Origin of the sequence: Haemophilus parainfluenzae (genome assembly GCF_003252725.1) — a bacterium.
Classification (GTDB): Bacteria; Pseudomonadota; Gammaproteobacteria; order Enterobacterales; family Pasteurellaceae; genus Haemophilus_D; species Haemophilus_D parainfluenzae_L.
This window is the reverse complement of the sequence record NZ_QEPO01000002.1, coordinates 303764-318785: the sequence shown is the minus strand read 5'-3', so window position 1 is coordinate 318785 and position 15022 is coordinate 303764. Positions and strand designations below refer to the sequence as shown.

General features: G+C 38.2%; 14 protein-coding genes. 7 read left to right on the top strand and 7 right to left on the bottom strand.

The window, feature by feature from the left end; translation table 11 throughout:
- Positions 1-156: 156 nt before the first annotated feature.
- The 4 genes from DPV85_RS04150 (at position 157) to DPV85_RS04135 (ending at position 5421) form a co-directional block, all read left to right on the top strand.
- The gene (locus tag DPV85_RS04150) at positions 157-1335 is read left to right on the top strand and encodes an efflux RND transporter periplasmic adaptor subunit (RefSeq protein WP_111327161.1); all 1179 of its coding nucleotides are present in this window, start codon (positions 157-159) and stop codon (positions 1333-1335) included.
- Between the two features lie 18 nt (positions 1336-1353).
- A complete protein-coding gene (locus DPV85_RS04145; protein ID WP_111327160.1) occupies positions 1354-3285 on the top strand; it encodes a MacB family efflux pump subunit in 1932 nt (643 codons plus the stop codon).
- Positions 3286-3370: 85 nt separating this feature from the next.
- On the top strand, positions 3371-4738 hold the full coding sequence (tdeA, locus tag DPV85_RS04140; RefSeq protein WP_111327159.1) for a toxin/drug exporter TdeA: 1368 nt from the start codon (positions 3371-3373) through the stop codon (positions 4736-4738).
- Positions 4739-4791: 53 nt separating this feature from the next.
- On the top strand, positions 4792-5421 hold the full coding sequence (locus DPV85_RS04135; protein ID WP_111327158.1) for a histidine phosphatase family protein: 630 nt from the start codon (positions 4792-4794) through the stop codon (positions 5419-5421).
- Positions 5422-5494: 73 nt separating this feature from the next.
- Here the strand turns inward: DPV85_RS04135 and apbC are convergent, their stop codons facing one another.
- A complete protein-coding gene (gene apbC, locus DPV85_RS04130) occupies positions 5495-6607 on the bottom strand; it encodes an iron-sulfur cluster carrier protein ApbC (RefSeq protein ID WP_070867926.1) in 1113 nt (370 codons plus the stop codon).
- Between the two features lie 161 nt (positions 6608-6768).
- On the opposite strand from apbC, the gene metG reads away from it, so the two are divergent.
- Entirely contained in the window at positions 6769-8817 is a 2049-nt protein-coding gene (metG, locus tag DPV85_RS04125) for a methionine--tRNA ligase (protein WP_111327157.1), read from the top strand.
- Between the two features lie 104 nt (positions 8818-8921).
- On the top strand, positions 8922-9782 hold the full coding sequence (gene tehB, locus DPV85_RS04120) for an SAM-dependent methyltransferase TehB (RefSeq protein WP_111327156.1): 861 nt from the start codon (positions 8922-8924) through the stop codon (positions 9780-9782).
- A gap of 49 nt (positions 9783-9831) precedes the next feature.
- Here tehB and DPV85_RS04115 read toward each other — a convergent pair whose 3' ends face one another.
- The 5 genes from DPV85_RS04115 to DPV85_RS04095 form a co-directional block, all read right to left on the bottom strand.
- On the bottom strand, positions 9832-10143 hold the full coding sequence (locus tag DPV85_RS04115; RefSeq protein ID WP_165816472.1) for a hypothetical protein: 312 nt from the start codon (positions 10141-10143) through the stop codon (positions 9832-9834).
- 120 nt (positions 10144-10263) lie between these two features.
- A complete protein-coding gene (gene dapD / locus DPV85_RS04110; protein WP_005695977.1) occupies positions 10264-11091 on the bottom strand; it encodes a 2,3,4,5-tetrahydropyridine-2,6-dicarboxylate N-succinyltransferase in 828 nt (275 codons plus the stop codon).
- Positions 11092-11240: 149 nt separating this feature from the next.
- Positions 11241-11705 (bottom strand): outer membrane lipoprotein, encoded by a 465-nt coding sequence (locus DPV85_RS04105; protein WP_070582358.1) that lies wholly within the window; start codon positions 11703-11705, stop codon positions 11241-11243.
- Positions 11706-11728: 23 nt separating this feature from the next.
- A complete protein-coding gene (locus tag DPV85_RS04100) occupies positions 11729-12028 on the bottom strand; it encodes a hypothetical protein (protein WP_049365853.1) in 300 nt (99 codons plus the stop codon).
- A 4-nt stretch (positions 12029-12032) separates the two neighbouring features.
- Positions 12033-12602, bottom strand: coding sequence for a VOC family protein (locus tag DPV85_RS04095; RefSeq protein WP_111327154.1), 570 nt, complete (start codon positions 12600-12602; stop codon positions 12033-12035).
- An 88-nt stretch (positions 12603-12690) separates the two neighbouring features.
- Between DPV85_RS04095 and argS the strand changes: the two genes are divergently transcribed.
- Complete coding sequence (argS, locus tag DPV85_RS04090; RefSeq protein ID WP_111327153.1) at positions 12691-14424, top strand: arginine--tRNA ligase; 1734 nt, start codon at positions 12691-12693, stop codon at positions 14422-14424.
- A gap of 33 nt (positions 14425-14457) precedes the next feature.
- Here the strand turns inward: argS and smrB are convergent, their stop codons facing one another.
- Positions 14458-14967 carry an endonuclease SmrB gene (gene smrB, locus DPV85_RS04085; RefSeq protein ID WP_065244786.1) on the bottom strand — a complete coding sequence of 170 codons (510 nt, stop codon included), beginning with the start codon at positions 14965-14967 and terminating at the stop codon, positions 14458-14460.
- Positions 14968-15022 lie beyond the last annotated feature (55 nt).

Sequence of the window (15022 nt, the reverse complement as noted above, 5' to 3'; positions counted from 1 at the left end):
CCCAAAACTAACCGCACTTTCATTAAATTAATACTGAATTTTTGAGGATTTTTAGGTCTAACTTGAAGATTTTTCGTGCAAACTGAAAAGTTTGCCTTTAGAATACACCTTCACTGAACAAACGTTCATTTTTTTATTTGGGATGACAAAGTCTTTATGAAAAAACGCTTTTTTATTTTACTTGGATTACTCATTGCTGCTGGCGCAGCTTATTATTTTTTCTCAAGCAATAGCAAGCAAGAAACCACCTATCTGACTGAATCGGTTACACGTGGCAATGTGGAAAAAACAGTTGTTGCCTCTGGTTCGGTTGAAAGCGTAAATGAAGTTGATGTTGGTGCCCAAGCTTCGGGTAAAATTACCAAACTCTATGTCAAATTAGGACAAGAAATCAAAAAAGGCGAAATGATCGCAGATATTGATTCTACAACCCAAATTAATACCTTAAATACCAAAAAGGCGGCATTGGTTAGCTATCAAGCGCAATTAAAAGCGAAGAGAACCGCTTATGATGTAGCCCTTTCAAGCTATAACCGCTTATCAAAACTTTATACACAAAAAGCGACATCTTTAGATAGTCTGAATACAGCTAAAAGCACCCTTGATAATGCGAAAGCCGAAATGGAAGCTGTTGAAGCCAATATCAAACAAGCTGAAATTGAAGTGAATACCGCTGAAACCAATGTGAGCTATACCAAAATCACCGCTCCAATGGACGGTACCGTTATTTCTGTGCCTGTTTCAGAAGGTCAAACCGTTAATGCCAACCAAACGACGCCAACGATTGTAACTATTGCCGATTTAAGCAAAATGAAAATTAAACCTGAGATTTCGGAAGGTGATATTACCAAAGTCAAAGCAGGTCAAAAAGTCAGCTTTACTATTTTATCAGATAGCCAAACCGTATATCACTCCGTTATTGATTCTGTTGATCCAGCCAATACCACGACAAGTGATAGCTCTTCAACATCATCTTTAAGTAGCTCAAGCAGCTCAACGACCAGTGCGATCTACTATTACGCCAATGTTTTGATTGATAACCCTGATCGTATTTTACGCATCGGAATGACGACAGAAAACAATATCAAAATTGCCAACGCAAAAGATGTCTTATTAGTTTCCAATATGGCTATTCAAAAACGTGATGGCAAAAGCTTTGTGAATGTATTGAATGATAAAAATCAACCTGAACCGCGTGAAGTTGAAATCGGCGTTCAAAATGATTTCAAAACTGAAATCAAATCGGGTTTAAACGAAGGTGAAAAAGTCATTGTGTCGCAAGTCGCGAATGGTGAACAAGTTGGCTCTATGCCTCGTGGTCCAAGAATGTTCTAAAAGTGCGGTAGAAAATTAATGAATATTATTGAAATTAAGGATCTCAACCGTTACTTCGGTGAAGGCGAAAATCGTGTTCATATTTTAAAGAATGTCTCTTTAAATATTGAAAAAGGCGATTTCGTCGCGATTATTGGGCAATCCGGTTCGGGTAAATCAACCTTGATGAATATCATTGGATGCTTGGATACGGCAACCAGTGGCTCTTACAAAATCAATGGCAAAGAAACCATTGAATTAAGCAAAGATCAGCTGTCAGATTTACGTAGCCAAAAATTCGGCTTTATTTTCCAACGCTATAACTTATTGTCGAGCTTGACCGCAGCAGAAAACGTCGCCTTGCCTGCAATTTATGCGGGGATGTCGCAAGAAAAACGTCTTTCTCGTGCAAAACAACTTTTAGAAAAATTGGGCTTAGGTGATAAATGGCAAAATAAACCAAGCCAGCTTTCTGGAGGTCAGCAACAACGTGTGAGTATTGCCCGTGCGTTGATGAATGGCGGTGAAATTATTTTAGCCGATGAACCCACTGGCGCATTGGATTCGCAAAGCGGTCAAAATGTGATGGAAATTCTGCGTCAATTACACGCCGAAGGCCACACCATTATTATGGTAACCCATGACCGAGAAATTGCCGCCAGTGCAAATCGCGTGATTGAAATTAAAGACGGCGAAATTATTGGCGATACACAAAAAGAAGCGGTAAAAAGTGCGGTCGAAAATCCAACCAAATCTAAACCGCACTTTGGGTTCAGCAAAGATCAATTTGTTGAAGCCTTTCGTATGTCTGTGAGTGCGATTATTGCCCACAAAATGCGTTCTCTTTTAACCATGCTCGGGATTATTATCGGGATTACCTCTGTAGTTTCTGTCGTGGCATTGGGAAATGGTTCACAGCAAAAAATCTTAGAGAATATCAAAGGTATTGGTACAAGTACCATGACTATCTTTAATGGTACTGGCTTTGGTGATCGTCGTGCTGAACAGATGCAGAATCTCACAATTAATGATGCCACAGCCTTGAATCAACAAAGTTATGTACAAAGTGTCACGCCGAATAGCTCATCAAGTGGCACATTGATTTATGGTAACCAGACGTTCTCCTCGACCAGTTTAAAAGGTGTAGGCGAACAATATTTTGATGTCGATGGCTTAAAACTAAAATCCGGTAATTTATTTTCTGCTCAAGATGTTGCTGATAACAACCAAGTAGCCTTAATCGATGAAAGTGCGAAAAAGTCAATTTTCCCCGATGAAAATCCTATCGGCAAAATTGTGATGTTTAATAAACGTCCATTACGTATTATTGGCGTGGTATCCGATAAACAAATGGGCGGGGCAAGCAGTTCACTTAATCTCTATGCGCCTTACACCACCGTGATGAATCGTATTTCGGGCAGTAAAAAGATTGGTTCTATTACCGTTAAAGTGGATGATTCCGTGAATACGACTGTCGCTGAAAAAGGAATTACTGAATTGCTCACCATGCGCCATGGTAAAAAAGATTTCTTTATCATGAATAGCGATACCATTAAACAAACTATTGAAAGCACTACAGGCACGATGAAATTGCTCATTTCCTCTATCGCCTTTATTTCATTGATCGTTGGTGGGATTGGTGTAATGAATATTATGTTGGTTTCCGTGACAGAACGAACCAAAGAAATTGGTGTGCGAATGGCTATTGGAGCAAGACAATTTAATATTCTGCAACAATTTTTGATTGAAGCGGTGTTGATTTGTTTAATTGGTGGCGTGACGGGGATTCTGCTTTCGGGTTTAATCGGTCTGCTATTTAACGTATTTATGACTGACTTTACGATGGCATTCTCAACTGGCTCAATTGTTGCAGCAGTGGTCTTCTCTACCCTGATTGGTGTGATCTTCGGTTACATGCCGGCAAAACGCGCAGCACAATTAGATCCGATTACCGCCCTTGCACGAGAATAAAGAAATTTTGTAAAACACAAAAGAGCGGTTAAAATTCTCACTAATTTTTGACCGCACTTTAATTGAAAAAGAAAGGAAAAAATCCATGTTAAAAATGAAAAAATTAACCTTAGCAATCGCGATGGCTACTGCTCTAGCAGGTTGTGCTAACATCGGTGATTCTTATAAAGCGAGCCAGCAGGATTACCAAAATTATGCGGAAATCACCAAACAATTTAATGTAAAAGAAAACTGGTGGGCGCTTTACAATGATTCACAATTAAATCGTGTGGTAGAACAAGCATTAGTTAACAACAAAGATTTAGCCAAAGCGTCTGTTGCCGTAAACCGTGCTCTATATAATGCAAACCTTGCAGGTGCGAATTTAATTCCTGCATTTAGCGGTTCAACCCAATCTTCTGCAAGTAAAAACGTGAAGACAGGTGGCAGCTCAACAGTAAGCCATCAAGGTGCATTAAATGTGAGTTATACGTTAGATTTATGGCAACGTTTAGCGGATACTGCAGATGCCGCAGAATGGTCACATAAAGCTACTGCTGAAGATTTAGAAGCAACCAAACTTTCACTCATCAACTCAGTTGTGACAACGTATTATCAAATTGCTTATTTGAATGATGCTATCAGCACAACCGAGGAAACCATTAAATACTACAACGACATTAGCAGCATTATGCAACGTCGTTTATCGCAAGGTGTCGCGGACAGTGCAAGCGTAGATCAAGCACAACAAGCCGTATTAACCGCACGTAACAACTTGATCAACTATCAAACACAACGCAAAACAGCGGAACAAACTTTGCGTAACTTACTGAACTTAAAACCGGAAGAAGCATTAAATATCAACTTCCCACACATTCTTAATGTGAAAAACGTGGGTGTGAACTTAAATGTACCTGTTTCTGTAATTGCGAATCGTCCTGATGTGAAAGGCTATCAATATCGCTTAAGCAGCGCATTCAAAAATGCGAAAGCAACTGAAAAAGGCTGGTTCCCTGAAGTGACTTTAGGCGGCAGCTTGACATCAAGTGGTACTAAAGTCGGTAACGCATTGCACAATCCAGTGGGTACAGGTTTAATCGGTATTAGCCTACCATTCCTCAACTGGAATACGGTGAAATGGAACGTGAAAATCTCTGAAGCAGATTATGAAACTGCACGTTTAAACTACGAGCAAAGCATTACTAAAGCCTTGAACGATGTAGATACCAACTACTTCGCCTACACACAAGCACAAAGTGCCTTTGCTAACTTGCAAAAAACACACAGCTATAACCAACGTATCACCAAATACTATCGTGATCGTTACAATGCCGGCGTATCTGAATTACGTGAATGGCTTGCTGCGGCAAACACAGAGAAAAGCTCTCAGCTTTCTATCTTGAATGCGAAATACAACATCATTCAAGCAGAAAATGCCGTATATAGTTCAATGGCAGGTTATTACTCCCGTTAAAATCATGATTAAGGAAGTTTCGGCTTCCTTAATCTTTTTTATGGACATGAAAAATGAAAAAACAACTCACTTTTTATTTCATTCGCCACGGTAAAACTGTTTGGAATACGGAAGGTTTAATGCAAGGTCATGGCGATTCCCCTTTAACTGAAGAAGGCATTAATGGTGCGAAAAAAACAGGTATGGCACTTAATCATATTCCTTTTGTTGCCGCCTACTCCAGCGTATTAAAACGTACTATCGCAACAGCCTATCATATTATCGGTGAACGTGATATTCCCCTTTTCCATCACCAAGGTTTAAATGAACAATATTTTGGTACCTGGGAAGGTCAACTTGTCGATACTTTAAGAGAACATCCCGAATTCCAGCAACTCATTAAAGATCCTGCCAATTACAAAGCTCAAGTAAATGGCGGAGAAACCTTTGAGCAATTAGGCAAACGAGCCATGAAAGCATTGCACGATATTATTAAGATTCACAATCAAGGCAATATTCTCATTGTGTCGCATGGCCATACCTTGCGTTTATTGCTTGCCTTATTAAACGGTGCAACCTGGCAAAATCACCGCGATGAAGATAAATCGGTATCGCTCATTAACACCTCAATCAGTGTTGTACATTATGACGATGAGAACGGTTTTCGCGTTGAGAAAATAAATGATGCGGATCATTTAAAATAACTAAATTTAGCTAAAAAAATAACCGCACTTTGGATAACCTAAAGTGCGGTTAATTTTTATAGTGTTTTTGTGATTATTTCACTTCGCGGAATAAAATCTCGCCTGGAATCACAGAGCCTTGCCAGTAAAGCTCGGTTGATACTTTCTCTGCTAAATCTAAGAAAGATTTCGCAATTTCACTGTCTGGTGCTGCAACCACAGTTGGTTTACCCGCATCCAAATCTTGACGAACTTGGATATTCAATGGTAACTGACCTAATACTTTCACATTGTATTTTTGTGCCATTTTTTCTGCACCACCGGTACCGAAAATCGCTTCGTGATGGCCACAGTTGCTACAAATATGCATAGACATATTTTCCACAATTCCCAATACTGGTACAGATACACGCTCAAACATAGATACGCCTTTCACCGCATCTAATAAAGCGATGTCTTGTGGTGTTGTTACCACTACCGCACCCGTTACAGGGATTTGTTGTGAAAGGGTCAATTGGATATCACCTGTACCCGGTGGCATATCAATCACTAAGTAATCTAAGCTATCCCATAATGTTTCATTTAAAAGCTGACTTAATGCACTACTCGCCATTGGACCACGCCAAATGGTTGCATTATCTTCATCCATTAAGAAACCGATTGAGTTTGCAGATAAACCATATGCTTTAATTGGGGTGATATGTTGATTATCTGGTGAAGTTGGGCGTTGATGCGGTGCACCTAACATATGCGGAATAGATGGACCGTAAATATCTGCATCTAAGATCCCTACGCGAGCACCTTGAGCTTGTAAAGCTAGCGCAAGATTCACCGAAACGGATGATTTACCTACCCCACCTTTACCTGAAGTCACCGCAATGATGTTCTTCACGCCTTTAACAGCGGGTTGATTATTTGCACGTTTTAACGTTGCAATTTGATAATTCACCACCCATTTGATTTCTTTGCTATCGGTCGCTTTTAATAATGCATCTGAAAGCTGTTGTTTCACTTGCTCCACGCCAGTGTTCCATGCAAAAGGCAATTGTAATTCAATACGTAATACGTCACCGCCTTTTTCAACTTTCTTCAAAGTCTTTAATTCGATTAAGTCTTTTTGTAAGGTTGGGTGTTGAAATTGTTGGAAAAGTTGCAGAACCTGAGACTGTTGTTCTGCTGTTAAATTTTCAGAAAAAGCAGTTGCCATAATATTCCTTTAATAGTAGTAGGTAGTAGAGTAAATTTGTCAGGGATATTCTACTCCTTTTACACCTCAAATGTTAAGTTAAAAGTATAACTAAACTAGAAAAAATCACACTAATCGGGTAACATACTCGCAATTTTTGCAAAAAGAATAAGAGAAAAATAATGACAACTCAACCTCGTAAAATTTTAGTCACTTGTGCATTACCTTATGCAAATGGCGCCATTCATTTAGGCCATATGTTAGAACACATTCAAGCGGATATTTGGGTGCGTTTCCAACGTATGCGTGGCAATAAAATTCATTTTGTCTGTGCAGATGACGCGCACGGCACACCAATTATGCTTAATGCCGATAAATTAGGTATCACACCTGAAGAATTAATCGCAAAAGCAAAAGCTGATCACGTCCGTGATTTTGCAGGTTTTAATATCAGTTTTGATAACTATCACTCTACTCACAGTGAAGAAAATAAACAACTCACTGCTGAGATTTACAATAAATTGAAAGCCAAAGGCTTCATTAAAACAAAAGTGATTTCTCAGTTATTCGACCCTGAAAAGAACATGTTCTTACCAGATCGTTTCGTCAAAGGGACTTGCCCAAAATGTAAAGCTGAAGATCAATATGGTGATAACTGCGAAGTTTGTGCATCCACTTATAGCCCGATGGATTTAATTAATCCACGTTCTGCTGTATCAGGTGCAACACCAATCATTAAAGAATCTGAACACTTCTTCTTTGACTTACCTGCTTTTGAAGGGATGTTAAAAGAATGGACTCGCTCTGGCTCACTTCAACCGGAAATTGCAAACAAAATGCAAGAATGGTTTGAAAGTGGTTTGCAACAATGGGATATCTCTCGTGATGCCCCTTATTTTGGTTTTGAAATTCCAGGTGCAAAAGATAAATTCTTCTATGTTTGGTTAGATGCGCCAATCGGCTACATGGCTTCTTTCAAAAATCTCTGCGATCGTGAAGGCATTGATTTTAATGAATTCTGGGGAGAAAACAGCGATGCAGAACTTTATCACTTTATCGGTAAAGATATCGTGTATTTCCACAGCCTATTCTGGCCGGCGATGTTAGAAGGGAGCGAATACCGCAAACCAACCAATGTGTTTGCTCACGGTTATGTCACCGTAGATGGCGCCAAAATGTCTAAATCACGTGGTACATTTATCCAAGCCAGCACCTATTTAAATCACATTGATCCAGAATGTTTGCGTTACTACTACGCAGCAAAATTAAACGATCGTATCGAAGATCTCGATTTCAATTTGGAAGATTTCGTTCAACGTGTCAATACAGATATCGTTAATAAATTAGTCAATTTGGCTTCTCGTAATGCTGGATTTATCGCTAAACGTTTTGAAGGCAAATTAGCCGATAAACTAGAAGATGAAGCACTTTTTGCTGAATTTACTACAAAAGCTGAACAAATTGCTGCTTATTATGAAAGCCGTGAATACAACAAAGCCATTCGTGAAATTATGGCATTAACCGATAAAGCCAATAAATATATTGATGAAAAAGCACCTTGGGTAATTGCGAAAGAAGAAGGCAAAGAGGCTGAATTACAAGCAGTTTGCTCAATGGGTATCGAGCTTTTCCGTGTATTGATGTCTTACTTAAAACCGGTTCTTCCAAAACTGGCGGAACATGCAGAAGCGTTCTTACAAACAGAACTAACGTGGGATAATATTGCACAACCACTATTAGGTCATCAACTTACTCCATTTAAAGCGCTTTTCTCGCGTTTAGAGAAAAAACAAATTGATGCAGTTGTAGAAGAAACTAAAGCACTTTTCGCTGAAGCAAACAAATCGACAGAAAAAACAGCGGCAAAAGCGACCGCACTTTCAAATGTCGAACCAATTGCTGACACTATTACCATTGACGATTTTGCTAAAATCGATATGCGTGTGGCAAAAGTACTGAAATGCGAAGCCGTACCTGAATCAAACAAACTCTTACGTTTTAAATTAGATTTAGGTGACCATACTCGCCAAGTGTTCTCTGGCATTAAAGCTGCTTACAACAAACCTGAAGAATTAGAAGGTCGTTTTGTTATTGTGGTTGCAAACCTGGCACCACGTAAAATGAAATTCGGTGTATCAGAAGGGATGATTCTTTCTGCTGGTACTGGCGGAAGTGATTTATTCTTACTTTCAGCTGATAGTGGTGTCACTGCAGGTATGCAAGTAAAATAATTTAATATTTAGGCGACTTCGGTCGCCTTTTTTATTGCCAAATAGAATCAGATACCCTACCATATCAATCAGCTATTTATCATGCAAATTAAAAGGAATTCATTATGACAAACAAACTTATCTGCTATAAACAAATGCCGGTTTGGACAAAAGATAAATTACCTAAAATGTTCCAAGAAAAACACAATACAAAAGTGGGAACTTGGGGCAAGCTTACGGTATTAAAAGGTAAACTTAAGTTTTATGAGCTAACTGAAAATGGCGATGTCATTGCTGAACATATTTTCACCCCAGAAAGTGATATTCCATTTGTTGAACCACAAGCCTGGCACCGAGTTGAAGCCCTTTCTGATGATTTAGAATGTACGCTTGGTTTCTATTGCACAAAAGAAGATTACTTCAGCAAAAAATATAATATGACTGCAACGCATGGTGATGTGGTTGATGCAGCTAAAATTATCAAACCTTGTAAAGTGCTAGATTTAGGCTGCGGACAAGGTCGTAATTCGCTTTATTTAAGTTTAAAAGGCTATGATGTAACCTCTTGGGACCACAACGAAAACAGCATCGCCTTCTTAAATGAAACCAAAGATAAAGAAAACTTGAATATTAAGACTGCTGTTTATGATATTAACACCGCCAATATTCAAGAAAACTACGACTTCATTTTATCAACCGTGGTATTTATGTTCTTAAACCGTGAGCGAATTCCAGCCATTATTAAGAATATGCAAGAACACACCAACCCAGGTGGTTATAACTTAATTGTTGCAGCCATGTCCACGCCTGAAGTGCCTTGTCCACTTCCGTTCTCATTTACATTCTCTGAAGGTGAATTAAAAGAATATTACAAAGATTGGGAATTCTTAGAATATAACGAAAATATGGGTGAATTACATAAAACCGACGAAAACGGCAATCGCATTAAATTAAAATTTGCGACGATGTTAGCAAGAAAAAAATAATTCGCTAATTTAGAAAATAAAATGACCGCACTTTATCTATCAATTGCGGTCATTTTTTATAGTTTTCACAATCTCTAGATGGATAACGATAAACGAGGTTTATTTTAGTAGTTATAAAGAGAGCTATTTCTTCTGCTCCCTTACAATATCTATCATTTTGAAAAATAAATCCAGTCTTTGCCAAGGTATCCTTAATTAGAGATATTTTCGTATTTTCTTTAAAATTAATTATGATATAGGAAGAAATTTTAGTGTTATTGTCTATAGAATCTATGGATTGAGCAGCTTCTTTATTAAATACCGATAAAATATGATTTTGGTGCTTAAGAGCATCCCATCTTTTTTCTAATTGGCTTTTCATTCCCCAAATAGAAAAAAATATAAAAACAACGAAAATAAACTTTTTAATCATTATTATCTATAATAAATAAAACCGCACTAAGTTATTTCAAAGTGCGGTTTGTTTTCTATAAGATCTTAATTACTCTTCAATAGAGCGTAATAATTCGTTGATACCTACTTTACCTAAAGTTTTTGCATCAACTTTTTTCACGATCACTGCGCAGTATAAGCTGTATTTGCCACATTTTGATGGAAGGCTACCAGAAACCACTACAGAACCAGCAGGAACACGACCATAGAACACTTCACCAGTTTCACGATCATAGATTTTAGTTGATTGACCGATAAATACGCCCATAGAAATCACACAACCATCTTCCACAATCACGCCTTCAACGACTTCAGAACGTGCACCGATAAAACAGTTATCGCCGATAATGGTTGGGTTTGCTTGTAATGGCTCTAATACACCACCGATACCTACACCGCCAGATAAGTGTACATTTTTACCAATTTGCGCACATGAACCAACCGTTGCCCATGTATCAACCATAGTACCTTCACCAACATATGCACCGATATTTACATAAGATGGCATCAATACACAGTTTTTAGAAATGTATGCACCTTTACGTACCGTTGCAGAAGGTACGACACGGAAGCCTTCTTGAGCAAAACGCTCTTCCGTATAGTCAGCAAATTTCAATGCCACTTTGTCATAGTATTTGGTTTCTGCGCCATCAATGATTTGGTTATCGTTGATACGGAAAGATAATAATACTGCTTTTTTCAACCATTGGTGAGTAACCCATTCACCATCAATTTTTTCTGCAACACGGTATTTACCGCTATCTAATCCTTCGATCACTTCTTCGATTGCTGCACGAGTTTGTGCATCAACTGTTTTAGGGGTAATTTCCGCACGTTTTTCAAATGCAGCTTCAATAACTTGTTGTAAATTTGACATTTTACTTCCTATTGTTGATGTGAAATAACGGTTGATAGTTTTATCATATTTTTGACTTTCAAGCAAAAAACAACCGCACTTTCTTTTGATTTAAAACATAAAAAAAGCGAACCTAATTATGGCTCGCTTTTTTCTATTTCTTGTTTAAGTTAGTTGATAACAGAAACATTTAATGATGAACCACCAACGATTCTTACACGGCGACCCGCTTTGAAGCTAGGATCCGCTTTTTGAACCACGACGATCTCTTCTCTATTATCTTTTCTGATAACAAGCTCTGCACCATTAACTTGGCTCATTTTCTCTTCAATTTTGCTACCTGCAATGGCACCACCAATTGCACCAATAACACCTGCAATGGCTTGTCCTGTACCGCCACCTATTGCACTACCAGCGATACCACCTAAAGCACCACCACCAACTGAACCAATTACACCATTGTTATCAGCTTGGATTTTAACAGGGCGAACAGATACGATTGTACCATAACTAATTGAACGCGCTTCTTTTGCTTGATCTGCAGAGTATACATCACCACTAAAAACATCGGTGTTTGCACAACCCGTTAAACCAACAGACATCATAAGTGCTAATGCTACTGTTACTTTTTTCATAAAACTAACCTTCTAAAAATGAATTAGATTGGGTTTCTTGGAGACCAAGTAGAAACGTTTTTCACGCCTTGACCGTTGTCAGATACTTTCACACAAGCACCAGTTACTAAAGTTGAATCGTATTTGTGAACGATAACTTCGGTTTCACCTTCTTGTTTGTATGAGCAGTCGTTTTTACGAACGGTTAATTTTACATCATCACCTTGTAATTCGGTGAAGATAACTTGACCTTTATAAGCGCTTTCATCTTTTTGTGATTGAGATGAACAAGCTGATAAACCTAAACTTAATAAGACAGTTAATGCTAAGGTAATTTTTTTCATTACACTAAACCTCGAGTATTTTCTTTATTGTATAAGGATGAACCTTTATGCAAACATGATTTTCTGTTTTATCAACAAAACTCACTGCAATTGATGGATTGGGCAATTGCTCCCCTTCCACCTTAGGTTCGCTCACCTTCATGGTTAATTGAGTTAGTTCCTTCCATAAAAATCTATTGCAAATCCGATTAACCCAATCCTCAACAGATTCATGAGATAAAAACGGCATTACAATTTCAATATGTTCCCAAGTTTCTTGGGGATATTGTTTATTTTTAGGAAACGGTAATTCAATAACATCGACAGGCTGACCAATGAAATCAACTGGCTCATCTAATTCAATCAAATAGATAGGACGCCCATTGACGATATTATCGCTTAAAATTCTACCGCACTTTAATAACTCTGTCAGCCAATTTTTTGCTTTTTCTTCACTATTTGCTCTTAAAGCTAAATGATCAATTTGGAAATCATTCAAATTCACTTTCATAACGGTGGCTAATTGCTGAATTTTTTCCTGAAATAAAGGCAATTCTTGATAAAGTGCGGTCGATTTTTCCATTAAATTTGACATTTTCTCCTGCTCTTACTTTGAGAAATCTATAAACAACGGTATCATAGCCGATTATTTTCATTATTCAATTTCAAGATTAGGAAAAACCGTGAATATTCAATCTATTTTATCCGATAAAATTAAACAAGCGATGATTGCAGCTGGTGCAGATGAACAATGTGATGCGCTTATTCGTCAATCTGGTAAACCACAATTTGGTGACTACCAAGCAAACGGCATCATGGCTGCAGCTAAAAAACTAGGATTAAATCCACGTGAATTTGCACAAAAAGTTTTAGATCGTGCTGATCTTTCTGATATTGCGGAAAAAACTGAAATTGCAGGTCCGGGTTTTATCAACATTTTCTTAAATCCTACTTGGTTGGCGAATAATGTTTCTGCTGCATTAAAAGATCAAAATCTTGGTGTAAGTGCAAATGAAAAACAAACTATCGTGATTGATTATTCTTCACCAAACGTTGCGAAAGAAATGCACGTAGGTCACTTACGTTCTACCATTATCGGTGATGCCGTTGTTCGTACCCTTGAATTTTTAGGTCACAACGTTATTCGTGCGAACCACGTGGGTGACTGGGGAACGCAATTTGGTATGCTCATTGCTTATCTTGAAAAAATGGAAAATGAACATGCAAGCGAAATGGAACTTCAAGATCTTGAAGCATTCTACCGCGAAGCGAAAAAACACTATGATGAAGATGAAGCGTTTGCTGAAAAAGCGCGTAACTATGTGGTGAAATTACAAGGTGGAGATGAATATTGCCGCACGATGTGGAAAAAATTAGTTGATATCACTATGCAACAAAACCAACGCAACTATGATCGCTTAAATGTTACATTAACCGAAAAAGATGTGATGGGGGAAAGCCTTTATAACCCGATGTTACCTGCTATCGTTGAAGATCTGAAAAAACAAGGTTTAGCGGTTGAAGATGAAGGGGCATTAGTGGTTTATCTTGATGAATTCAAGAATAAAGAAGGCGAATCAATGGGCGTTATCGTTCAGAAGAAAGATGGCGGTTTCCTTTATACTACTACTGACATTGCTGCTGCTAAATATCGTTATGAAACCTTAAAAGCAGATCGAGCATTAGTGTTCTCTGATACTCGTCAAAGCCAACACATGCAACAAGCTTGGTTAATTACGCGTAAAGCCGGTTATGTACCAGATAGCTTCTCACTTGAACATAAAAACTTCGGTATGATGTTAGGGAAAGATGGTAAACCATTTAAAACTCGTACTGGCGGCACCGTAAAATTAGCAGATTTATTAGATGAAGCGATTGAGCGTGCAACTGTATTAATCAACGAGAAAAATACCAATTTATCTGACGATGAAAAAACAGCGGTTATTGAAGCGGTAGGTATTGGCTCGGTGAAATATGCGGATCTTTCTAAAAACCGCACGACTGACTATGTATTCGATTGGGACAATATGCTTAGCTTTGAAGGTAATACTGCGCCTTATATGCAATATGCTTACACGCGTATTCGTTCTATCTTCAATAAAGCAGATGTAAATCCAACCGCACTTGCCGAAGCTAAAATTCAGCTTTCTGATGAAAAAGAACGTGCATTAGCGATCAAATTGCTTCAATTTGAAGAAGCGGTTCAAACGGTGGGCAAAGAAGGCACACCGCATGTCCTCTGTGCTTATTTATATGAATTAGCAGGTGTGTTCTCCTCATTCTATGAACACTGCCCAATCTTAAATGCAGAAGATGAAAACGTAAAATTAAGTCGTTTAAAACTTGCTTCTCTTACAGAGAAAACTTTAAAACAAGGTTTAGAGTTATTAGGCATTAAGACAATCGAAAAAATGTAAAAAAGTGCGGTCAATTTCGACCGCACTTTTTCTTTATACATCCACTAAAATAAGTATCGCCGCTTCTCCGCCCCATTCTTTGGGAGCTTGGTGTAACGCTCGGACTTTAGGGTGCTGAACTAACCAACGTGGAATTTGTTTTTTCAACGTAAAGGTTCCATAGCCCGTCATGATGCTTGCACAATAAACATGCTCATCTTCACAAGCTAACAGCAGTGCTGCCAATTCCATTTTGGCTTGTTCTCGGGTTAAACCATGTAAATCCAAAAATAATTCGGGTGAAAAATCACCACGACGAAGTTGCTTCAATAAATGGCTATCTTCCCCTTCGCGTAAATATTTGATGACACCATCATGTTCATTTAGCAATGGTTCATATTCATCGGAAAAATAGAAAAGCGTATCTTCTTTTTCTCGAATATCACGTAAATGGGATTTTTTTTGACCGCTCTTTTGACGCGGCGCCACAAAGGTATCTTGCTTTATGGGCTTGATCCCTTTTGTTTCCGCCCGAAAAAGATCGAAATCATCTTGTTCTGTCATTATTTTTCTCAATTTGTTATTTTGCTTAATGATAGCACATCTATTCTATGGTATA

Excerpts from the sequence above, each read along its gene's own strand:
- DPV85_RS04115 (WP_165816472.1), bottom strand. The coding sequence starts at position 10,143 with ATGAAAAGCCAATTAGAAAAAAGATGGGATGCTCTTAAGCACCAAAAT.
- smrB (WP_065244786.1), bottom strand. The coding sequence starts at position 14,967 with ATGACAGAACAAGATGATTTCGATCTTTTTCGGGCGGAAACAAAAGGG.
- DPV85_RS04145 (WP_111327160.1), top strand. The coding sequence starts at position 1,354 with ATGAATATTATTGAAATTAAGGATCTCAACCGTTACTTCGGTGAAGGC.
- tehB (WP_111327156.1), top strand. The coding sequence starts at position 8,922 with ATGACAAACAAACTTATCTGCTATAAACAAATGCCGGTTTGGACAAAA.
- DPV85_RS04095 (WP_111327154.1), bottom strand. The coding sequence starts at position 12,602 with ATGTCAAATTTAATGGAAAAATCGACCGCACTTTATCAAGAATTGCCT.
- metG (WP_111327157.1), top strand. The coding sequence starts at position 6,769 with ATGACAACTCAACCTCGTAAAATTTTAGTCACTTGTGCATTACCTTAT.
- DPV85_RS04100 (WP_049365853.1), bottom strand. The coding sequence starts at position 12,028 with ATGAAAAAAATTACCTTAGCATTAACTGTCTTATTAAGTTTAGGTTTA.
- DPV85_RS04135 (WP_111327158.1), top strand. The coding sequence starts at position 4,792 with ATGAAAAAACAACTCACTTTTTATTTCATTCGCCACGGTAAAACTGTT.
- DPV85_RS04105 (WP_070582358.1), bottom strand. The coding sequence starts at position 11,705 with ATGAAAAAAGTAACAGTAGCATTAGCACTTATGATGTCTGTTGGTTTA.
- dapD (WP_005695977.1), bottom strand. The coding sequence starts at position 11,091 with ATGTCAAATTTACAACAAGTTATTGAAGCTGCATTTGAAAAACGTGCG.
- tdeA (WP_111327159.1), top strand. The coding sequence starts at position 3,371 with ATGTTAAAAATGAAAAAATTAACCTTAGCAATCGCGATGGCTACTGCT.
- apbC (WP_070867926.1), bottom strand. The coding sequence starts at position 6,607 with ATGGCAACTGCTTTTTCTGAAAATTTAACAGCAGAACAACAGTCTCAG.
- DPV85_RS04150 (WP_111327161.1), top strand. The coding sequence starts at position 157 with ATGAAAAAACGCTTTTTTATTTTACTTGGATTACTCATTGCTGCTGGC.